Source organism: Bordetella bronchiseptica (genome assembly GCF_900636925.1).
Lineage (GTDB): Bacteria > Pseudomonadota > Gammaproteobacteria > Burkholderiales > Burkholderiaceae_B > Bordetella > Bordetella pertussis.
Genome location: NZ_LR134326.1, coordinates 2,873,131 through 2,892,360 on the forward strand (window position 1 = coordinate 2,873,131; position 19,230 = coordinate 2,892,360).

Consider the following 19,230-nt stretch of genomic DNA (forward strand, 5'->3'; position numbering starts at 1 on the left):
GGGCCCCTCCGGCGCCACGACGGCTCAGGGAGCCTATCCATGTCCACCGCAGCGCCCGTCCCGGGCGGCATTCTGATCGCATGCGCCGCCGCCGCGGCCGACGCCAGCCAGCAAGCACTGTTGCAATATGTCCAGGGCCTGGGCCTGGCCGACGCGGTCACGCTGTCCTGCATCCGGCGCGGCGAGACCGCGGCCCTGTCGATGACCCTGGCGCCCGCGTTCCAGGCGCGCCATGCGCCCGGCCACGACACGACCGGTATCGCCGCCTCGCTGGGCTTGCGTCCCGAGCACGACAGCGGCGACCTCGAGCGCGAGATCCTGCTTGCCATCCTCGCCAGCCCGGTGGCCTTTCCCCTGCCCGACGCTGCCGAGCTGGCCTCGGCGGTGCGCATCCGCCGCCACATCGTGCAGGCGGCGCGACGCACCGCGCTGGCGTTCGACACCGAGCAGGCCGAGCGGCCGCAGGACGACTGGGTCTACGACGAGCAGCGCGGTTTCACCGTGCTGCCGGGCCGCCCGCTGGTCGAGGCGCTGCGCAAGGCCACCCAGCCCGACGAGTCGGGCCGGCTGTATTCGTTCTCCTGTTACCGCGCCACCGAATACGTAACCGTGCTGGGGATCGCCCAGGAGCTGCAGGCCTGCAACCCCGAACTGGCCGCGCGCCTGCAGCGCCAGTGGGAAACCCGCGCGGTGATGTCCGGGCTGTTCCACGACACGTTCCTGCGCGAATACGGCTCGCTGCAGGACCCGCTGCCGCCGCGCTACTACGTGCCGGGCGACCGCCTGTGGTTCCGCAACCCGGACGAGCATTCGTCCAACGTCGAAGGCTACGAAGGGTCGTGGGTGTTCTACCTGGGCTCGGGGCTGTTCAACAATTTCTGGAAGCGCGACCAGCCGTACACGCTGGCCGGCAAATGCGTGGAGATCTACCACTGGCGCCACGGCGCGCGCCGCAACGAGGCCGGCAAGCTGATCATCGACGAGTCCATCGTCGAGGCGCGCGTGCACGCGACCATGGCCGACCCGCAGGCCACCGCGCGCGTGCTCGAACGCATGGTGCGCATCCGCGATCCGCAGGGCATCTACGCCGAGGGCGGCTGCATCGATGCCACGCGCGAATGCGCGCGCTGGGTCGGGCCGGGGCATACCGACATCGTGCTGCCCGACTTCCCCCGGCCCGCCTGACTCAGCGCACCTTGCCCTCCTTCCAGGCCTGCAGCAGCTTTTCATACGCGATGGTCTGGCCCTGGGGCTTTTCGTTGGCCAGCTTCTTCCATGGCGCGTGCTGGTCCGACAGCCACTTGGCCGGATCGCTCTTGGGGTTCAGCTTGGGCGCGCACTGCGCCATGCCGGCGCGCTCCAGCCGCGCCAGCACCTGATCCATTTCGTTGGCCAGCGTATCCATGGCCTGCTGCGGCGTCTTCTCGCCCGTGACCGCGGTGGCCACGTTCTTCCACCACAGCTGCGCCAGCTTGGGATAGTCGGGCACGTTGTTGCCGGTGGGCGTCCACGCCACGCGCGCCGGGCTGCGGTAGAACTCGACCAGGCCGCCGTAGTTGGCCGCGTTCTTGGTGAAGAACTCGCTGTTGATGTCGCTGTCGCGGATGAAGGTCAGGCCGGTGATGGACTTCTTCAGCGACACCGTCTTGGACGTCACGAACTGCGCGTAGAGCCACGCGCCGGCCAGGCGGTTGGCGTCGGTGGACTTGAAGAATGTCCACGAACCGACGTCCTGGTAACCGTTCTGCATGCCATCCTTCCAGTACGGTCCATAGGGCGACGGCGCCATGCGCCACTTCGGCGTACCGTCTTCGTTGACCACCGGCAGCCCCTTCTTGGTCATGTCGGCGGTAAAGGCGGTGTACCAGAAGATCTGCTGGGCAATCTGCCCCTGCGCCGGCACCGGGCCGGATTCGGAGAAGGTCATGCCGGTGGCCTGCTGCGGCGCGTACTTCTTCATCCAGTCCACGTACTTGGTCAGCGCATAGACCGCGGCCGGGCTGTTGGTGGCCCCGCCGCGCGCCACCGAGGCGCCCACCGGCGTGCACTTGTCGTCGGCCACGCGGATGCCCCATTCGTCGACCGGCATGCCGTTGGGCAGGCCCTTGTCGGCCGCGCCGGCCATCGACAGCCAGGCGTCGGTGAAGCGCCACCCCAGCGAGGGATCCTTCTTGCCGTAGTCCATGTGGCCATAGACCCGCTTGCCATCGAGCTCCTTGACGTCGTTGGAGAAGAACTCGGCGATGTCCTCGTAGGCCGACCAGTTGGTCGGCACGCCGAGTTCGTAGCCGTACTTGGCCTTGAACTTGTCCTGCAGGTCCTTGCGCGCGAACCAGTCGGCCCGGAACCAATATACGTTGGCGAACTGCTGGTCGGGCAACTGGTACAGCTTGCCGTCGGGCGCCGTGGTGAACTTGGTGCCGATGAAGTCCTTCAGGTCCAGTCCGGGATTGGTGTACTCCTTGCCCGCGCCCGATATGTAGTCCGACAGCGGCAGGATGGCGCCATACCGGTAGTGCGTGCCGATCAGGTCCGAATCGGAGATCCAGCCGTCGTAGATGGACTTGCCCGACTGCATGGACGTCTGCAGCTTCTCGACCACGTCGCCTTCCTGGATCAGGTCGTGGTTGACCTTGATGCCGGTGATCTCGGTGAAGGCGCGCGCCAGTGTCTTGGCTTCGTACTCGTGCGTCGTGATGGTCTCGGACACCACGTTGATCTCGCTCACTCCCTTGGCCTTCAGCTTCTCGGCCGCGTCGATGAACCACTTCATTTCCGCCATCTGCTGGTCCTTGGACAGCGACGAGGGCTGGAACTCGCTGTCCACCCATTTCCTCGCCTCCGGCTCGCCAGCCCAGGCCGCCTGCGTCCCGATCAGGGCAATGGCGGCCGCCATGGCATGCATGCGCATTTTCATGACTTGTCTCCTCGATGCGCCTCCCCTGTCTTTGCTGCGGGACGCCGGGCCGGGGAAGGCTGGGCCGTTGTCCTGGTAAGACCCCCAACGATTTTCCGGGGCAGCGGATGCGTGCCGCTACCCTTTGCGCATCACCAGCGCCAGCACCACCATCGACAGCACAAAACCGATCCAGACCGTGGGAGGCTGGTCCAGCGCGAACCACTCCATCGCCTTGCTGCCCAGCCCCACGTAGGCGAGATTGATCCAGGCCACGATCATCAGGCCGATGAACAGGCGGTCGCCGCGCGTGGTGGCAATGGGCAGGAACCCCTTGCGCAGGCGCGTGGGCGAGCGCAGCTCCCAGATCGTCATGCCCGCCAGCATCAGCGCGATGCAGGCGAAGAACACCGCCACCGGCGTCGTCCATACCATCCAGCCGAACATGGCGCCCTCCCCTCAGACCCGGCCCATCGCGAAGCCCTTCGCGATGTAGTGCCGCACGAACCAGATCACGATGGCGCCCGGCACGATGGTCAGCACGCCCGCGGCGGCCAGCACGCCCCAGTCCATGCCCGAGGCCGACACGGTGCGCGTCATGGTGGCCACGATGGGCTTGGCGTTGACCGAGGTCAGCGTGCGCGCCAGCAGCAGTTCCACCCAGCTGAACATGAAGCAGAAGAACGCCGCCACCCCCACCCCGGCCTTGATCAGCGGCAGGAAAATGGTGAGGAAAAAACGCGGGAAGCTGTAGCCGTCCACATAGGCCGTCTCGTCGATCTCGCGCGGCACGCCCGACATGAACCCCTCCAGGATCCACACCGCCAGCGGCACGTTGAACACCAGGTGCGCCAGCGCCACCGCCAGGTGGGTATCCATCAGTCCCAGCGAGGTGTACAGCTGGAAGAAAGGCAACAGGAACACCGCCGGCGGCGTCATGCGGTTGGTCAGCAGCCAGAAGAACACGTGCTTGTCGCCGATGAAGCGATACCGCGAGAACGCATAGGCGGCCGGCAGCGCCACCGCCAGCGAGATCACCGTGTTGATCAGCACGTAGATCAGCGAATTGATGTAGCCCGAATACCAGGCCGGATCGGTGAAGATGGTGCGATAGTGCTCGACCGTGAAGTCGCTGGGCCACAGCGTCAGGCTGCCGAGGATCTCGGTATTGGTCTTGAACGACATGTTGACCATCCAGTACAGCGGCAGCACGGCGAACAGCAGGTACAGCGCGAGAAAGATCCCGCGCCAGGACGAACGGCGCTCAGCCATGGCGGCTCTCCTCGTCCAGCCCGCCGGCGGTGCCGGCGCGCTGCATCCAGTTGTAAAGCACGAAGCACAGCAGCAGGATGATCAGGAAGTAGACGATCGAAAACGCCGCCGCCGGGCCCAGGTCGAACTGCCCCACCGCCTTCTGGGTCAGGTACTGCGACAGGAAGGTGGTGGCGTTGCCCGGCCCGCCGCCGGTCAGCACGAAAGGCTCGGTGTAGATCATGAAGCTGTCCATGAAGCGCAGCAGCACGGCGATCATCAGCACGCCGCGCAGCTTGGGCAGCTGGATATAGCGGAACACCGCGAAGGCCGACGCGCCGTCGATGCGCGCGGCCTGGTAATAGGCGTCCGGAATCGCGCGCAGGCCGGCGTAGCACAGCAGCGCCACCAGCGGGGTCCAGTGCCATACGTCCATGACCAGGACGGTCAGCCACGCGTCCAGCGCGTCGCCGGTGTAGTTGTAGTCCAGCCCCAGCGCCGCCAGGGCCGCGCCCAGCAGGCCGATGTCGGTGCGCCCGAACACCTGCCAGATGGTGCCCACCACGTTCCAGGGAATCAGCAGCGACAGCGCGATGACGACCAGCACGGCCGAACCCCGCCAGCCGCTGGCCGGCATGGCCAGCGCCAGCAGGATGCCCAGCGGGATCTCGATCAGCAGCACCGCCAGCGAAAAGCCGATCTGGCGCCACAGCGCGCCATGCAGCTCTTCGTCCTGCAATACCGCGGCGAACCATTCGGTGCCCACGAAGACGCGCCGGTCGGGCGCGATGATGTCCTGCACCGAGTAGTTGACGATGGTCATCAGCGGCAGGATGGCCGAGAACGCCACGCACAGCACCACGGGCAGCACCAGCAGCCAGGCCCGGTGATCGATCGGTTTCATCGGATCAGCTCCTCGTCGCGGTAAAAGCAGGTATGGCGATTGAGCACCGCCAGCCAGACGGTGTCGCCGGCGCCGGGCAGCGCCGCATCCAGCGGCAGGCGCGCCCGCAGCGCGTTGGATTCGAACTCGGCGCCCAGCAAGGCATAGGTACCGACGTCCTGCACCCGCGCCACCCGCACCGGCAGCGCGCCCGGCGTGTGCGGGGCGACCAGGCGCAGGTACTCGGGCCGCACGCCCAGCTTTACCGGCCCGCCCTGGGCCAGCGCTTCTGCCTGGCCGGCCGTCAGCCCCTCCAGGCGTTGCGAACCTATGCGCAGGGCGCCGTCGCGCCACTCGGCCGGCAGGAAATTCATGCCGGGCGAACCGATGAAATGACCCACGAACGTATGCGCGGGCCGCTCGAACAGGTCGTCGGGCGTGCCCACCTGCACCGCGCGTCCGCGCGACATCACCATCACCCGCTCGGCGAACGTCAGGGCCTCGGTCTGGTCGTGCGTGACATAGATCAGGGTCAGCTTGAACTCGTGGTGGATTTCCTTCAGCTTGCGCCGCAACTCCCACTTCAGGTGCGGGTCGATGACCGTCAGCGGCTCGTCGAACAGGATGGCCGACACATCGCTGCGCACCAGGCCGCGCCCCAGCGAGATCTTCTGCTTGGCGTCCGCCGTCAGGCCGCTGGCGCGGCGCTCCAGCACCGCCGACAGCTCCAGCATTTCGGCGATGCGGCCGACCCGCTCGCGGATATGCGCCTGCGGCACGCCGCGGTTGCGCAGCGGAAAGGCCAGGTTGTCGGCCACCGTCATCGTGTCGTAGACCACCGGAAACTGGAAGACCTGGGCGATGTTGCGTTGCTGCGGCGTGCGGCCGGTCACATCCTGGCCGTCGAACAGCACCCGGCCCTGCGAAGGCCGCAGCAGGCCGGACACGCAATTGAGCAAGGTGGTCTTGCCGCAGCCCGACGGCCCCAGCAAGGCGTAGGCCCCGCCGTCCTCGAAGGTGAAGCGCAGCGGCAGCAGCGCGTAGTCGTCCTCGCCGCGCGGATCGGGGCCATAGGCGTGCGCCAGGTCGAGCTCGATGCTGGCCATCAGCGCTCCTCCCCGGCGCGGCGCGGCGCCGCCAGCAGCGCGCCGTCCGGCCCGAAGGCGTAGCTGTCGGCCGGATCGAAATGCAGCGTCAGGCGCGAATCCAGCGGATAGCGGTGCACGCCGGTCAATTGCGCCACGACCGGGCCGGCGGGCGTGCGCACATGCACGAACGAATCCGATCCGGAAATCTCGGCCAGCTCCACCACGCCCGGCAAGGCCACGTCGGCGGCGCGCGCCTCGGTGCGGAACACCCCGGCGCGCAGTCCCGCCGTCAGCGCATCGTCGCCGGTCTCCGGCGGCGGCAGCGCGCACGGCACCATCACGCCCGAGGCCAGCATGAAACCGCCGTTGGCGCGTCGCGCCGGGAACAGGTTCATGGGGGGATCGCTGAAGGCCCGCGCCACCCGGATGGAATTGGGACGATGGAAGACCTCGGCGGTCGGACCGTATTGCAGCAGCCGGCCGGCGTCGAGCACCGCGGTATGGCCGCCCAGCAGCAGGGCCTCGGCGGGCTCGGTGGTGGCATAGACCACGGTCGAGCGCCCCTGGGCGAACAGGCCGGCCAGCTCTTCGCGCAAGGCTTCGCGCAGCTTGTAGTCCAGGTTGACCAGCGGTTCGTCCAGCAGCACCAGCGGCGCATCCTTGACCAGCGCGCGCGCCAGCGCCACGCGCTGCTGCTGGCCGCCGGACAGTTCGGACGGATAGCGCTCCAGCAGGTGCTCGATATGCAGGCGTTCGGCCATGGCCCGCACGCGCGCCGGGATATCGGCGGCGCCGCGCAGGCGCAGCGGCGAGGCGATGTTGTCGGCCACCCGCATCGACGGGTAGTTGATGAACTGCTGGTACACCATGGCGACGTTGCGCTGGCGCACCGGCACGCCGGTGACATCGGCCCCGTCGACCAGCACCTTGCCCTCGGTGGGGCGGTCCAGCCCGGCCATGATGCGCATCACCGAGGTCTTGCCGGCCAGGGTCGCCCCCAGCAGCACGGTCATGGCGCCCGGCGCGGGCTGCAAGCTGAGCGGGTACAGGTGTACCTGTGACCCCGCGCGCAGTTGAATTCCGTCCAGAACCAGCTGCATCTCTCCTCCGGCAAACGCGGTACGATTGCTTTCGTTGCTTTCTTTGCGTTTTAACGAACAAGCGAAAGAAAAACAATCTTGCACCGCGTCATTATTTTTCGGTTTTGTTGTTTTATGATGCGAACATGACCCTCAATCCCAGACAAAGCGCCCTGGTCGAACTGGTTCGCACCCAGGGCTCGGCCACCATCGAAGCGCTGGCGCGCCATTTCGACGTTACCCTGCAGACCGTGCGGCGCGACGTCAACCTGCTTTCCGAAGCAGGCATGCTGTCGCGCTTTCATGGCGGCGTGCGGATCGAGTCGTCGACCATCGAGAACATCGCCTACCGCAAGCGCCAGGGGCTGCACGCCGAGGGCAAGCGCCGCATCGCCGAGGCGGTGGCCCGCGCGGTGCCCGACGGCTGTTCGCTGCTGATCAACATCGGCACGACCACCGAAGCCATCGCGCGCGCCCTGCTGCGCCATCGCGGCCTGCGCGTCATCACCAACAACCTGCACGTGGCCGACATCCTGTCCGACAACCCGGATTGCGAAGTCATCGTGGCCGGGGGCGTGGTGCGTTCGCGCGACCGCGGCATCGTCGGCGAGGCCACGCTGGACTTCATCCGCCAGTTCAAGGTCGACATCGGCCTGATCGGCATATCCGGCATCGAGGCCGACGGCACCTTGCGCGACTACGACTTTCGCGAGGTGCGCGTGGCGCGCGCCATCATCGAACAATCGCGCGAGGTCTGGCTGGCCGCCGATAGCAGCAAGTTCCAGCGCCAGGCCATGGTCGAGCTGGTGCATGTCTCGCGCATCCACCGCTTCTTCACCGACGCCCAGCCGCAAGAGTCGCTGGCCCAGGTGCTGCAGGACGCCGGCGTGCGCTGCGACGTCGCCGCGCAGTCGGCAGGCGCCGCCACGGCCTGAGCGCCTGCCCAGCCCCTTTTCCCGCCCCGAACAGAATCCATGACCGCCCCTACCCTCGCTCCCATCGACCCGCCCGCGCGCGCGCAACTGCTTGCCGACCTGCAAGGCGCCCCCGATTGGGATGTCATCGTCATCGGCGGCGGCGCCACCGGCCTGGGCACCGCCGTCGATGCCGCCGCGCGCGGCTACCGCACCCTGCTGGTCGAGGCCGCCGACTTCGCCAAGGGCACCTCCAGCAAGGCCACCAAGCTGGTGCACGGCGGCGTGCGCTACCTGGCGCAGGGCAATATCAGCCTGGTGCGCGAGGCCCTGCACGAACGCGGCCTGCTCAACCGCAACGCGCCGCACCTGGTGTGGCCGCTGGGCTTCGTCGTGCCGGCCTACAGCCTGCTGGACCAGCCGTTCTACGGCGTCGGCCTGAAGATGTACGACATGCTGGCCGGCAAGCTGAACCTGGCGCCCAGCCGCTGGCTGTCGCGCGGCGAAACGCTGCGCCACGCCGCCACCGTGGCCGAGCGCGTCAATGGACGAGCCTTGCGCGGCGGCATCCTGTACTACGACGGCCAGTTCGACGACGCGCGCCTGGCCATCGCCCTGATGCGCACCCTGTACGACCTGGGCGGCGTGGCGCTGAACTATGCGCGCGCGGTCGGCCTGACGCGCACGGACGGCCGCGTCGACGGCGTGACGGTGGCCGACGCGCTGGGCGAGCTGCGCGTGACGCTGCGCGCCAAATGCGTGGTCAACGCCACCGGCGTGTGGGTCGACGCGGTGCGCCGCATGGACGACCCCGCCGCGCAGACCATGGTGGCGCCCAGCCAGGGCGTGCACCTGACGCTGCCGCGCGACTTCCTGCCCGGCGAAGACGCCATTCTCATACCCAAGACCGACGACGGCCGAGTGCTGTTCGTGGTGCCCTGGAACGGCCACACCATCGTCGGCACCACCGACACGCCACGCACCGACCTGCCGCTCGATCCGCAGGCCGGCCAGAACGAAATCGACTTCATCCTTGCCACCGCGGCGCGCTACCTGAGCCGCAAGCCCACCCGCGCCGACGTGACCAGCGTGTGGGCCGGCCTGCGCCCGCTGGTCAAGGCCACCGGCGAAGCCTCGACCAAGTCGCTGTCGCGCGAACACACCATCGTGGTCTCCAAGGGCGGGCTGGTCACGGTCACCGGCGGCAAATGGACCACCTACCGCAAGATGGCCCAGGATGTGGTCGACACCGCCATCCAGCACAAGCTGCTGGCCGCGGCGCCATGCCGCACGTCCGAGCTGCCGCTGCATGGCGCGCCGACCGACGGGCAGCCCAACGGCGCGCCCCACGGCACGCCCGACAGCTACTACGGCACCGACCTGGCGACGCTGCGCGCGCTGCCTGGCGCCGACCGCATGCTGGTCAAGGCCAGCACCCTGACCGAGGCGCACGTGCGCTATGCCGCCCGCCACGAACTCGCGCGCACCGTGGAGGACGTGCTGGCCCGCCGCAATCGCGCCCTGTTCCTGGACGCCGAGGCCGCCCTGCTGGCCGCGCCCGAAGTGGCCCGCATCCTGGCGCAGGAACTCGGCCACGACGAAGCCTGGAGCCGCGCCACGCTGGCCGAGTTCGAGGCCGTGGCCGCGCACTACCGGCTGGCCTGATATAGTTAGCCCCGACGATTTCGCAGCGCCCTGCAGCGCTGGGGCGCGGGCCCGGTCCCGGTACGAGGTAGGACGCAAGCATGGATACGACAACGCTGAAAGGCCTGACTGTCCTCGAGGCGCTGGTGCGCTCGGGCGAAAGCCGGTCGGCCGGCGAACTCGCCCAGGAGCTGGGCCTGGTGCGCAGCAACGTGCATCGCACCCTGCAGACCCTGGCGCATGCAGGCTACGTGGAGGCCATCGCCGACTCGGCGAAGTACCGCCCCACCTTGCGCCTCTGGGAGCTGGGCAACGTCGTCGTGCAGCGCTTCGACATCCGCAAGCAGGCCTATCCCACCATGCAGGCGCTCGCCGCGCATACCGGCGAAACCATCCTGCTGGCGGTGCGCCAGCGGCTCGAAGTCTGCTTCCTGGACAAGATCCAGACCGAAAAGCCCGTCGGGACGTTCGTGCTGCTGGGCGCGCGGGCGCCGGTGCATTGCACCGCCCCGGGCAAGGCCATCCTGTCGCGTTGCTCGCACAGCGAGCTGCTGGCCCTGCCCGAGAAATTCGAACGCTACACCGCCAAGACCATCACCACGCGCGACGCGCTCATCGCCGAACTGGCCATCGCCCGCGAGCGGGGCTATGCCATCAATACGTCCGAATGGCGCGAGGGCGTGAATTCGCTGGGCGTGCCGATCACCGCACCGGGCGGCGAAGCGCTCGGCGCGATCTCGGTCACCGGCCCCGATACCCGGGTGACGCTGAAAAAGCTGGACGGCTACGCGCCGGTCCTGGTCGAGGCCGCCCGCGAGCTGTCGCGCCGTATTGGCGGCTGACGCGCGCTCAAGCGCGCGAGGCCAAGGCGTCGTAATCCGCCTGGGCCTGCGCCGACAGTGCCGGCAGGCCGGCCCCGACCTGCGCCTCATGGCCGCCGTCGACGAATATCGTCTGCCCCGTGATGAATCCATTGGCCGGACCGGCCAGGAACGCGGCCAGCGCGGCCACGTGCTCCGGCCTGCCCACGCCCAAGGCCTGCGGCGCGCGCGCCAGCGCCATGTCGAGCGCCTGGCGATCCTGCACGATGTGCCGCGTCAGCGGCGTATCGATTATCCCGGGCGCCACGGCATTGAGCAGGACGCCATGCCGGACCCATCTGTCCTGCAGGGCCTGATGCCGTATCCAGGCCGAGACAGCGCGCTTGGTCGTTTCGTACGCCGTGCGCGGGTGCAGGCCGCCGGCCCGGGCCAGATCCAGCGCGTCGGCGCGACGACCATCCAGGCATGCGGCATAAAGGCCGGCGTGGGCCTGGCGCAGCATGGCGATGGACGACAGGGCCACAGCGCGCCCGTGACCAGAACGGCGCAGGAACGGGTGCAATTGTTCGAGCACGCCTGTGGTGCCGAAGTAGTTGACCGCCACGATCGCTTCCGGGCTGCCGGTTTTTCCGCTCACGCCCGCGCACGTGAGCACGCCATCGACCACCGAGACACCCTGCGCGGCCAGGCGCGCCCCGACCAGGCCGACCTGCCCGGCATCGGACAAGTCGATCTCGATTTCCGCATTGCGCAGATCGATCCCGATCACCGTCGCGCCCGCCGCCTCGAGCGCGCGCCGCGTCGCCGCGCCGATGCCCGACGCGCTGCCGCTGACCACGTAGGTGCGGCGCGCGCGCTGCCCAGCCTCATCCTCCGTGCCCGCTGGCGTGGCCATCATTGCAGCGGAATCTCGGCCCGCTTGATCACATCCCGCCACAACAGGCGCTGGCGGCCGTAGTAATCCTCGAACTGCGCAACCGACATGTGCGTGGGCGTACCGCCGACCTGTTCGATCTTCTGGATGACCGCAGGATTCCTGAGAAAACCGTCGACCGCCTGGTTCAGTGCCTGCACGATCTCCGGCGGCGTGCCCGTGCGGGTGAATACACCGAACCACGTCTGCGGCGTGAACTCGGGAACGCCAGCTTCGGCGGTGGTCGGAATCGTGGGATGGTCCTTGACGCGCTTGGCGGAAGTCACGGCCAGCGGACGGAACTGGCCCGAGAGGATATACGGCGTGACCGAGGTCAGGTCGGAAAAATACAGGCCGGTCTCATGCCGCACCAACGACATGGCTGCCGCCGGCCCGCCGTTGTAGGGCACCAGGTACAGCTTGTCCTTCGTGATCAGGCGGTACATTTCCGCGACCAGCCGGGTCGATATCCCCGCCTCGGCGGTCGTCAGGCCATTGGGCATGCCGGCCGCCACCGTCTTGATATCGGCCAGTGTCTTGATTTCGCTTTCCGGATAGGTCGCGACCACGAAGGGCGCGGTCATGATCAGCCCCACGGGTTGCAGGTCCTTCGCGTCGTAGAGCGGCTGCTTGTAGATCTCCGCATTGATGGCGGCCGGCGCCCCCTGGAACATGATGGTGTAGCCGTCGGGTTCGGCGCGCGCCATGGCCGTCTCGCCGACCACGCCGCTGGCGCCGGGGCGGTTGATGACGACCACCTTGTCCTTGAATGGCTCGCCGACGTGCGCGGCAAACAGCCGGGCCAACATGTCCACGGAGCCGCCGGCGGGAAACGGCACGATCAGCGTGACGCTGCGGGTCGGGTACTCCGCCCTGGCGGGCAGCGAAGCGCCAGCCAGGACGACGAGTGCGCAGAGGGCGCCGCACCAGGTACGCACGAAATGCATGGATGTCTTCATTTTTCCTGTCTCCTCGCGGGTTGTCGGCGCGGCGCCGCTCAACCCGATATCGCCGACCATGCCGCCACGCGGCCGAATATCAGGGCCTTGCCCAGCGACGCGCCGGTCATATAGCCACGCCCGTGGGCGCCGCCGATGATCTCGCCGGCGGCGTACAGGCCGTCGATGGGCTTGCCCCATACGTCGACCACCCGCATCCGTCGGTCGACCTTGATGCCGGCATACGTGGTTGCCATATAGGGAACCGTGGCGTAGGCGTAGTAACGGGGATGTTCGAGGGGGAACGCCTCGCCGACCTGGTTGGACAAATGCCTGCGGCCGAACCTGTCGCGCTGCTGGCGTATCCCGTCGTTGTATTCGGACACGGTGCGCGCCAGCGCCTGCGGATCGATGCCGATCCGCTCGGCCAGCTCGACGATGGTGTCCGCCGCCGTCACCCGCCCCAGGTCGAAAGCCCGCTGGAAGTCCAGCGTCTTGGGCGATCGTACGGAAAGGTCCATCACCTTCTGGTCGAAGATCTGGAAGCCGCGCGCGCCGGCCTGGTCCATGCTTGCCTTGCCTATCGCCTTGTACGATTTCGATTCGTCGACGAAGCGCTCGCCCGCGCTGTTGACGACGATTCCGCCGCGATAGTACGCAAGCAGAATCGTGTTGGGCTCGCTCGGCACGGCCTCCTGCAAGGCCCCGAACGTGGGCACCAGCGCGTCGATGTCCGCGATCGCCGCGCCGTGCGCCCAGGCCATTTTCAAGCCGTCGCCCTGGTTGCCCGCCCCGCCTGTCAGCAGCACGTTCTCCAGGTGCGGCGCCAGCATCGACATCAGCTCGGGGCTTTGCGAGAAGCCACCGCTGGCCAGGATGACGCCCTGCCGCGCGCGGTATTCGACGGCGCGGTCCGCATGCCGCGCCGTCACCGCGACGATGCGCCGGCTGGCCGGGTCGCGGTGCAAGGCCGAGACCGGCGCCGAGGTCTGCACGGCGACGCCGTATTGCTGGCGCAAATGCTCGTTCATTAACGCCATGACCCGCGCCGGCGAAGTCGGATGGCTGCGGGGCACCGACTGGTTGGACGAAAACTGGATCGGGTCGAACACCACGCCCAGGTGGCGCAGCAGCCGATAGGCGTCGAGCTGGTGCGCCACGTAAACGTCGATGAGCTCGCGCGCCTGCTCGCGCGCCGCGCAGGCGAGCAGGTCGCGCCGCAGCCGCTCGGGGCTGTCGTCGATGCCCTGCCCGGCCTGCTCCGGCGTCCCGGCAAAGGCGAACGACCCGCCGCTCAGCACGGTGCTTCCGCCGATGTCGGGCATTTTTTCCAGCACCGCCACGCTCTTTCCCGCCTTCGACACCTCGATCGCCGCACTATGCCCGGCCAGCCCGCCTCCGACGACGACGACATCCACTTCCTTCACTTCCTGGGCACTCATTTCCCGCCTCCTTGATCAAGTGGTTCGCGTGCTCATTGGTCTGCCAGCCGGAGCAGGCGCGCGGCATTGCCGCCCAGGATCGCCGCGACGACATCCTGCGGCCACCCCCAGGCGGCATAGGCATCGATCATGGGCTTGAAGGGCTTGGCTGGATAACCCGTGCCGAACAGCGTACGCCGAGGCAGATACGTCGCGGCCGCCTTGGCGTACTCCTGCGCGCCGGGAAACACGTTCGTCAGGTAAAGGTCGGGCGACAGCCAGACATTGGGACAGGTCAGGCAGACGCCGATCATCTCCATCACCCAAGGGTAGGCCGCGTGGGCGATCACGATATCCAGGCTGGGGAAATCGATCGCCACCTGATAGGCCTGCACCGGGTTGCTGTGTTCATAAGGCCGCTTCGTGAATGCCTGCAGCACCGCGGACAGCGTCACGCTGACCGGCACGCCATGCTTTACGCATGCTTCGTAAATGGGATAGAGCCTTTTGTCGTTCATGCCGCAGAAACTGGCATCGGCGGAAATCGTCGGCTCCAGCGCGACGCCGCGAAAACCCGGCGTGCCCACGCGGGCATCGATCTCATCGAGCATGCGCTGCATGGGCCAGCCCAGATCCAGGCCCATGAAGCCGACGAACCGGCCCGGATGATCGGCAAACAGGGTTGCCAGCTCATCGTTGGAGACGATGCCGAAGGGCTCCATCGAATACCGGCCGGGAACCACGCCGACCGCCACGCCGGCCGCGTCCATTTCGGAGATCAGCAGGGGCAGCGAGCACTGCCCGACAGACGGCTCGACCGGAAAGTCGGGATGGCTGGTCTTGGGGCCGGCCTGGTACAGCGTGGAACGCGCAAAGCCCGGTATAGGCGGGCGCAACCGCATATCGACAATCATTGCACGCTCTCCCCGGCCGGATTGCCCGGCCGCACCGCTCGATGACTCGACGCCATGTGCCCCTCCCTGGATGGCGGCCGGCCCTGGCCGGGCTGGTCCGCGCCTTGAATGTCCATTATTTAGACGCTATGTCTATTTATTGGACAAATTATAGGGCGGCAAAAATGACACGTCAACGAATGGCGAGTGAAAAAGAAAGCGCGCGCAGCGCACGCGCCCCTTGCGGGCGCGTGTCGCCACGTCGGGGCGTCAGCCCCCGCGGCCGTTGTCCAGGGCCGTCAGCATGGCGCGGGCGGCGCGCTCGGACGAGGCCGGGTTCTGGCCGGTGATGAGCAGTCCGTCGTTGACCACGTAGGCGTGCCAATCCTCGGCCTTGCTGTAGCGCGCGCCCAGGCCGACCAATTCGTCTTCCACCAGGAACGGCACCACCTCGGTCAATTGCACGGCCGCTTCCTCGGTGTTGCTGAAGCCGGTCACCTGCCGGCCGGCCACCAGCGGCGCGCCGTCGGCGGCGCGGGCGTGCCGCAGCACGCCAGGCGCATGGCACACGGCCGCCACCGGCTTGCCGCCGGCCAGGAAGGTCTCGATCAATGCGGTCGAATGCGCGCTTTCGGCCAGGTCCCACAGCGGGCCATGTCCGCCCGGGTAGAACAGCGCGTCGAAATCGGCCGCGCGCATATCGGCCAGCTTCGCCGTGTGCGCCAGCGCTTGCTGCGCCTGGGGGTCGGCCGCGAAGCGGCGGGTCGCCTCGGTCTGGGCGTCGGGCTCGTCGCTCTTGGGATCCAGCGGCGGCTGGCCGCCGGCCGGCGAGGCCAGCGTGACATGGGCGCCGGTGTCGACGAATACGTAATAAGGCGCGGCGAACTCCTCGAGCCAGAACCCCGTCTTGCGGCCGGTGTCGCCCAGCTGGTCATGCGAAGTCAGCACCATCAGTATTTTCATGCGTCGCTCCTGGGGAAGAGGCGGTCCGCGGCGTGGGCGGCCGGCCATGACCCGTCCATTACACCATCGGCCGGCGACGCCATGGGAAAGACACAAGAATTCTTACGCCTGCGGCGTATCATCGCCCTATCGAGCCTGCTCGCTTCCCGGAAATCCGCCATGTGTCTTGCCGTCCTGGCCCTGCACGCCATTCCCGGCCTGCCGGTACTGATCGCCGCCAACCGCGACGAATTCCATGCCCGCCCCACTGCCGAGGCCACGCGCTGGCCCGGCAGCCCCGCCATATACGCCGGCCGCGACCTGCAGGCCGGCGGCACCTGGATGGGCGTCAGCGACCAGGGCCGCTATGCGGTGGTCACCAATTTCCGCGATCCCCGCAACATCCAGCCCGACGCCCCCTCGCGCGGCGCCCTGGTGGAAGCCTTCCTGCGCGGCGCGGCCAGCGCGCAGGAGTACCTGCGCGACGTACATGCCCGTGGCGCGCGCTACAACGGTTTCAACCTGATCGTCGGCGACGCCGGCGGCGCCTGGTACTGCAGCAACCGCGACGGCGCGCCGCGGCGCCTGGCCGCGGGCGTCTACGCCCTGTCGAACCATTTGCTCGACACGCCCTGGCCCAAGCTGGCGCGCACCAAGGCCGCCTTCGAACGCATCATCGCCGCCACGCCGCAACCCGACCTGGCCGCGCTGTATGCGGCCCTGGCCGACCCCACGCCCGCGGCCGACCACGAATTGCCGGCCACCGGCCTCGCCCTGGAGCGCGAACGGCTGCTCAGCAGCCCCTTCATCGTCAGCCCCGACTATGGCACCCGCAGCGCCTGCATCCTGGCGCTGCATGACGATGGCCGGGGCGAATTGCACGAGCGGCGCTTCCGTCCCGACGGCGCCATCGCCGGACAGGCCGACCTGGACTTCCCGTGGCGCGCCGCGCGCGCCGAACTTCACCGCGCCTCCTGTGTCTAAGCAGTTCCGACTGGCGCGCGCGGCCGGCCCGCGCGCCCGCCTTACAGGAGAACTTTCCATGAACAAACGTCATGAACGCGCATGGATGGCGGCGGCGCTGGCCGCCGGCAGCATTGCGCTGGGCGGCGCCGTGCAGGCGCAGGGCGCGCTGCCCGCGGTGCAACAACAAGGCAGTGTCCAATTCGTTACCGGCGGCGTCGGCCTGGACGAATCCGAGGCCATGAAAGCCGCCAGCAAGGACTATCCGCTGGCCCTGACCTTCGCGGCGCGCGGCGATGGCCGCGCCGGCCTGTACCTGGCCGACGTCGCGGTGCAGATCCTCGACCGGACCGGCAAACCCGTGCTCGATGCGAAGGCCGACGGCCCCTACCTGCTGGCCAAGCTGCCGGCCGGCACCTACCGCGTCAAGGCCACCTCGGGCGGCGTCGAACAGACCCGCCAGGTCAGCGTGCGTCCGGGCAGCACCGCACGCGCGGTGTTCGAATGGAAAGACTGAGGCCGTACCGGCGCTGAAGCGCGGCGGGCCACGGGCGCCAGCCCCCTGGTTGGGACAGGCGCCCACGGCCCCGGCACCAGGCCGCAGCCGTCAATTCGCGCGGATCCCGCGCTCGTCGATCAGCTTTTTCCAGCGTGCGGTTTCGGACCGCACGAACTCACCCAGTTGCTCGGGCGTGCCGCCGGCGCTGTAGGCCCCGATGGCGGCCAGGCGTTCGCGCGACGCATCCGAGCGCAGCACCTCGTTGACGGCCGCATTGATCTGGCCGATGACCGCGTCCGGCGTGCCGGCCGGAGCCATCAGCGAGAACCAGGAACTGACGTCGAACCCCTTGTATCCCAGCTCGTCCAGGGTGGGAACGTCCGGCAGCACATCGGAGCGCTTGATGGTGGTGACGGCCAGCGCCTTGTACTTGCCCGACTTGATCAGCGGCTGGGCGGTGGGCACGACATCGAACATGAAGTCGAGCCGGCCGCCCAGCATGTCCGTAATGGCCGGCGCGCTGCCCTTGTAGGGGATGTGGTTGGCGGCCAGCCCGGCGCTGCTCAGGAAGTACTCGCTGACCAGGTGGGTGATGTTGCCGGTTCCCGCCGAGCCATAGTTCAGGCCGCCCGGCTGCGCCTTGGCCTGCTTCACGAATTGCGCGACATCGTCGACGGGCGCCGAGGGCAGCGTCACCAGGACCGCCGGCGTCTTCGCCAGCAGCACCACCGGCGCCAGCTCCTTGGCCACGTCGTAGCCGACCGGCCCCAGGCTGGGGTTGACCGTGACCGGCCCGACCGAGCCCAGCAGCAGCGTGTACCCGTCGGGCTTGGCGCGGGCCACCGACTGGATGCCGATGGCGCCGCCGGCGCCGGCCTTGTTCTCGACCACGACCGATTGCGACCACTGCTCGGACAAGCCCGCCGCCACCGTGCGGGCAACGATGTCGACGGCGCCGCCCGGCGTGAACGGCACCACGATGGTCACGGGCCGTTGCGGAAACGAATCCGCCGCTGCCGCGCTCGCCAAGGCGCTGCCCAGCAGCAGCGCGGCCATCAGGCCTTTCTGCATCACTCTCACCCTTTTCTCCTTGTATGGTTTCGTGGATCGGCCGTCGCTCAGGCCGGCAGCCTGCCCGCCTGGACCAGCGCGGCCCGCACGCGCGCGCGCTCCGCGTCGCTCAGGTCGACCCACGGCAGGCGTACGCGGCCGCTGGGCAGGCGGCCCAGCATGACCAGGGCCTCTTTCATGCGCGTGTGCATGTCGAGCGTCGGCGCGCTGTAGAAGCAGCTGGCCATGGGATAGATCTGGTCGTTGATGGCGCGCGCGGCCGCCAGGTCGTTGGCCTGCACCGCCTCCCAGAGCGCGACATGCAAGTCCGCGTGCACGCTGCCGGAGCCCGACAGGATGCCGTTGCAGCCCAGCACCAGCGAGGGCATGAGCCATGCGCTGTGCGTCGTCAGCACGTTGACCGGGCGCGCCAGCGATTGCAGCACGCGGATATTGCGTTCGTGCTCGATGGGATTGTTGCTGCGGTCCTTGATGGCCATCACCGAAGGCACTGCCTCGGCCAGCTTGACCAGGGTGTCCAGCGGATGCGCCATGCCGGTCGAGGTCTCGTACTGGAAAACGATCAGCGGCAGATCGGTGGCGTCGGCGATGGCCTTGTAGTGGCCCAGCGTCATCTCGGGCAACATGGCCGCCCCGCGCGCGAACACGGCCGGCGGAAACACCAGCAGGCAGGAAGCGCCGCCGGCCTCGGCTTGCCGCGCGATCCGCGCGGCGTCCAGCGGACCGTGCGCATACACGCCGTGCATCAGCGGGACCTGGTCGCCGACCTCGTCGGCCATCACGTCCAATGCGCGGCGCTGCTCGTCGAGCGTGAGCCCCGGGATCTCCTGCGAGACGCCGTTGACGCACAGCGCGGAAATGCCGCGGACCGACGCCAGGTCGCGGATATGCGCGCGCAGGGACTTCTCGTCGATGGAAAGGTCTTCGTTGAACGGCATCAGCGCCGCGGGGATCACGCCCGCGGGTACGTAACCGGGAAATCTTGCTGCCATGAATGCTCCTGAGTTTCCGAAA

General features: G+C 68.2%; 19 protein-coding genes. 6 read left to right on the forward strand and 13 right to left on the reverse strand.

All coding sequences use genetic code 11. The annotated features are described in order from the left end of the window. Positions 1 to 39: 39 nt before the first annotated feature. The gene (locus EL288_RS13335; protein WP_003810953.1) at positions 40 to 1,185 is read left to right on the forward strand and encodes a lipoprotein; all 1,146 of its coding nucleotides are present in this window, start codon (positions 40 to 42) and stop codon (positions 1,183 to 1,185) included. Position 1,186: 1 nt separating this feature from the next. Here the strand turns inward: EL288_RS13335 and EL288_RS13340 are convergent, their stop codons facing one another. From EL288_RS13340 to EL288_RS13365, 6 genes are all read right to left on the reverse strand, one after another. After that, positions 1,187 to 2,917 (reverse strand): ABC transporter substrate-binding protein, encoded by a 1,731-nt coding sequence (locus EL288_RS13340; protein WP_003810951.1) that lies wholly within the window; start codon positions 2,915 to 2,917, stop codon positions 1,187 to 1,189. Between the two features lie 117 nt (positions 2,918 to 3,034). Further along, positions 3,035 to 3,343: a DUF2160 domain-containing protein gene (locus tag EL288_RS13345; RefSeq protein ID WP_126621967.1), complete on the reverse strand. Its 309-nt coding sequence runs from the start codon at positions 3,341 to 3,343 to the stop codon at positions 3,035 to 3,037. A 12-nt stretch (positions 3,344 to 3,355) separates the two neighbouring features. Continuing rightward, complete coding sequence (locus EL288_RS13350) at positions 3,356 to 4,168, reverse strand: carbohydrate ABC transporter permease (RefSeq protein ID WP_003810948.1); 813 nt, start codon at positions 4,166 to 4,168, stop codon at positions 3,356 to 3,358. Beyond that, positions 4,161 to 5,051, reverse strand: coding sequence for a carbohydrate ABC transporter permease (locus EL288_RS13355; RefSeq protein WP_126621968.1), 891 nt, complete (start codon positions 5,049 to 5,051; stop codon positions 4,161 to 4,163). Before EL288_RS13355 ends, EL288_RS13350 begins: the two co-directional genes overlap by 8 nt. Further along, the gene (locus tag EL288_RS13360) at positions 5,048 to 6,136 is read right to left on the reverse strand and encodes an ABC transporter ATP-binding protein (RefSeq protein ID WP_003810943.1); all 1,089 of its coding nucleotides are present in this window, start codon (positions 6,134 to 6,136) and stop codon (positions 5,048 to 5,050) included. The genes EL288_RS13355 and EL288_RS13360 overlap by 4 nt, the downstream gene beginning before the upstream one ends. Next, complete coding sequence (locus tag EL288_RS13365) at positions 6,136 to 7,218, reverse strand: ABC transporter ATP-binding protein (RefSeq protein WP_010926726.1); 1,083 nt, start codon at positions 7,216 to 7,218, stop codon at positions 6,136 to 6,138. The genes EL288_RS13360 and EL288_RS13365 overlap by 1 nt, the downstream gene beginning before the upstream one ends. A 125-nt stretch (positions 7,219 to 7,343) precedes the next feature. Between EL288_RS13365 and EL288_RS13370 the strand changes: the two genes are divergently transcribed. The 3 genes from EL288_RS13370 (at position 7,344) to EL288_RS13380 (ending at position 10,597) form a co-directional block, all read left to right on the forward strand. Continuing rightward, the gene (locus tag EL288_RS13370; RefSeq protein ID WP_033446819.1) at positions 7,344 to 8,132 is read left to right on the forward strand and encodes a DeoR/GlpR family DNA-binding transcription regulator; all 789 of its coding nucleotides are present in this window, start codon (positions 7,344 to 7,346) and stop codon (positions 8,130 to 8,132) included. 39 nt (positions 8,133 to 8,171) lie between these two features. Next, complete coding sequence (locus tag EL288_RS13375; protein WP_126621969.1) at positions 8,172 to 9,776, forward strand: glycerol-3-phosphate dehydrogenase/oxidase; 1,605 nt, start codon at positions 8,172 to 8,174, stop codon at positions 9,774 to 9,776. 80 nt (positions 9,777 to 9,856) lie between these two features. Next, positions 9,857 to 10,597, forward strand: coding sequence for an IclR family transcriptional regulator (locus EL288_RS13380; protein WP_003810935.1), 741 nt, complete (start codon positions 9,857 to 9,859; stop codon positions 10,595 to 10,597). A gap of 7 nt (positions 10,598 to 10,604) precedes the next feature. Here the strand turns inward: EL288_RS13380 and EL288_RS13385 are convergent, their stop codons facing one another. The 5 genes from EL288_RS13385 to EL288_RS13405 form a co-directional block, all read right to left on the reverse strand. Continuing rightward, on the reverse strand, positions 10,605 to 11,474 hold the full coding sequence (locus EL288_RS13385) for an SDR family oxidoreductase (RefSeq protein ID WP_003810933.1): 870 nt from the start codon (positions 11,472 to 11,474) through the stop codon (positions 10,605 to 10,607). After that, positions 11,471 to 12,490, reverse strand: a complete 1,020-nt coding sequence (locus EL288_RS13390; protein WP_010926728.1) for a tripartite tricarboxylate transporter substrate binding protein — start codon at positions 12,488 to 12,490, stop codon at positions 11,471 to 11,473. The genes EL288_RS13385 and EL288_RS13390 overlap by 4 nt, the downstream gene beginning before the upstream one ends. Then, the gene (locus tag EL288_RS13395; RefSeq protein WP_003810930.1) at positions 12,487 to 13,869 is read right to left on the reverse strand and encodes an FAD-dependent oxidoreductase; all 1,383 of its coding nucleotides are present in this window, start codon (positions 13,867 to 13,869) and stop codon (positions 12,487 to 12,489) included. The genes EL288_RS13390 and EL288_RS13395 overlap by 4 nt, the downstream gene beginning before the upstream one ends. Positions 13,870 to 13,901: 32 nt before the next feature. Next, on the reverse strand, positions 13,902 to 14,762 hold the full coding sequence (locus EL288_RS13400; RefSeq protein ID WP_003810928.1) for an amidohydrolase family protein: 861 nt from the start codon (positions 14,760 to 14,762) through the stop codon (positions 13,902 to 13,904). Between the two features lie 249 nt (positions 14,763 to 15,011). Further along, a complete protein-coding gene (locus EL288_RS13405; protein ID WP_003810926.1) occupies positions 15,012 to 15,704 on the reverse strand; it encodes a type 1 glutamine amidotransferase domain-containing protein in 693 nt (230 codons plus the stop codon). A gap of 159 nt (positions 15,705 to 15,863) precedes the next feature. Between EL288_RS13405 and EL288_RS13410 the strand changes: the two genes are divergently transcribed. Both EL288_RS13410 and EL288_RS13415 read left to right on the forward strand, forming a co-directional pair. Then, positions 15,864 to 16,667, forward strand: a complete 804-nt coding sequence (locus tag EL288_RS13410; protein WP_033446814.1) for an NRDE family protein — start codon at positions 15,864 to 15,866, stop codon at positions 16,665 to 16,667. Positions 16,668 to 16,725: 58 nt separating this feature from the next. After that, the gene (locus tag EL288_RS13415) at positions 16,726 to 17,163 is read left to right on the forward strand and encodes a carboxypeptidase-like regulatory domain-containing protein (RefSeq protein ID WP_003810921.1); all 438 of its coding nucleotides are present in this window, start codon (positions 16,726 to 16,728) and stop codon (positions 17,161 to 17,163) included. Positions 17,164 to 17,253: 90 nt separating this feature from the next. On the opposite strand, the gene EL288_RS13420 is transcribed toward EL288_RS13415, so the two are convergent. Together EL288_RS13420 and EL288_RS13425 are read right to left on the reverse strand one after the other, a co-directional pair. Beyond that, complete coding sequence (locus EL288_RS13420) at positions 17,254 to 18,216, reverse strand: Bug family tripartite tricarboxylate transporter substrate binding protein (RefSeq protein WP_033446816.1); 963 nt, start codon at positions 18,214 to 18,216, stop codon at positions 17,254 to 17,256. Positions 18,217 to 18,263: 47 nt separating this feature from the next. Beyond that, positions 18,264 to 19,208, reverse strand: coding sequence for a dihydrodipicolinate synthase family protein (locus EL288_RS13425; protein ID WP_003810917.1), 945 nt, complete (start codon positions 19,206 to 19,208; stop codon positions 18,264 to 18,266). Positions 19,209 to 19,230: the final 22 nt, after the last annotated feature.

What these genes read in the sequence shown, in the direction of transcription:
- EL288_RS13335 (WP_003810953.1), top strand. Translation starts at nt 40, where the DNA reads ATGTCCACCGCAGCGCCCGTCCCGGGCGGCATTCTGATCGCATGCGCC.
- EL288_RS13340 (WP_003810951.1), bottom strand. Translation starts at nt 2,917, where the DNA reads ATGAAAATGCGCATGCATGCCATGGCGGCCGCCATTGCCCTGATCGGG.
- EL288_RS13345 (WP_126621967.1), bottom strand. Translation starts at nt 3,343, where the DNA reads ATGTTCGGCTGGATGGTATGGACGACGCCGGTGGCGGTGTTCTTCGCC.
- EL288_RS13350 (WP_003810948.1), bottom strand. Translation starts at nt 4,168, where the DNA reads ATGGCTGAGCGCCGTTCGTCCTGGCGCGGGATCTTTCTCGCGCTGTAC.
- EL288_RS13355 (WP_126621968.1), bottom strand. Translation starts at nt 5,051, where the DNA reads ATGAAACCGATCGATCACCGGGCCTGGCTGCTGGTGCTGCCCGTGGTG.
- EL288_RS13360 (WP_003810943.1), bottom strand. Translation starts at nt 6,136, where the DNA reads ATGGCCAGCATCGAGCTCGACCTGGCGCACGCCTATGGCCCCGATCCG.
- EL288_RS13365 (WP_010926726.1), bottom strand. Translation starts at nt 7,218, where the DNA reads ATGCAGCTGGTTCTGGACGGAATTCAACTGCGCGCGGGGTCACAGGTA.
- EL288_RS13370 (WP_033446819.1), top strand. Translation starts at nt 7,344, where the DNA reads ATGACCCTCAATCCCAGACAAAGCGCCCTGGTCGAACTGGTTCGCACC.
- EL288_RS13375 (WP_126621969.1), top strand. Translation starts at nt 8,172, where the DNA reads ATGACCGCCCCTACCCTCGCTCCCATCGACCCGCCCGCGCGCGCGCAA.
- EL288_RS13380 (WP_003810935.1), top strand. Translation starts at nt 9,857, where the DNA reads ATGGATACGACAACGCTGAAAGGCCTGACTGTCCTCGAGGCGCTGGTG.
- EL288_RS13385 (WP_003810933.1), bottom strand. Translation starts at nt 11,474, where the DNA reads ATGATGGCCACGCCAGCGGGCACGGAGGATGAGGCTGGGCAGCGCGCG.
- EL288_RS13395 (WP_003810930.1), bottom strand. Translation starts at nt 13,869, where the DNA reads ATGAGTGCCCAGGAAGTGAAGGAAGTGGATGTCGTCGTCGTCGGAGGC.
- EL288_RS13400 (WP_003810928.1), bottom strand. Translation starts at nt 14,762, where the DNA reads ATGATTGTCGATATGCGGTTGCGCCCGCCTATACCGGGCTTTGCGCGT.
- EL288_RS13405 (WP_003810926.1), bottom strand. Translation starts at nt 15,704, where the DNA reads ATGAAAATACTGATGGTGCTGACTTCGCATGACCAGCTGGGCGACACC.
- EL288_RS13410 (WP_033446814.1), top strand. Translation starts at nt 15,864, where the DNA reads ATGTGTCTTGCCGTCCTGGCCCTGCACGCCATTCCCGGCCTGCCGGTA.
- EL288_RS13415 (WP_003810921.1), top strand. Translation starts at nt 16,726, where the DNA reads ATGAACAAACGTCATGAACGCGCATGGATGGCGGCGGCGCTGGCCGCC.
- EL288_RS13420 (WP_033446816.1), bottom strand. Translation starts at nt 18,216, where the DNA reads ATGCAGAAAGGCCTGATGGCCGCGCTGCTGCTGGGCAGCGCCTTGGCG.
- EL288_RS13425 (WP_003810917.1), bottom strand. Translation starts at nt 19,208, where the DNA reads ATGGCAGCAAGATTTCCCGGTTACGTACCCGCGGGCGTGATCCCCGCG.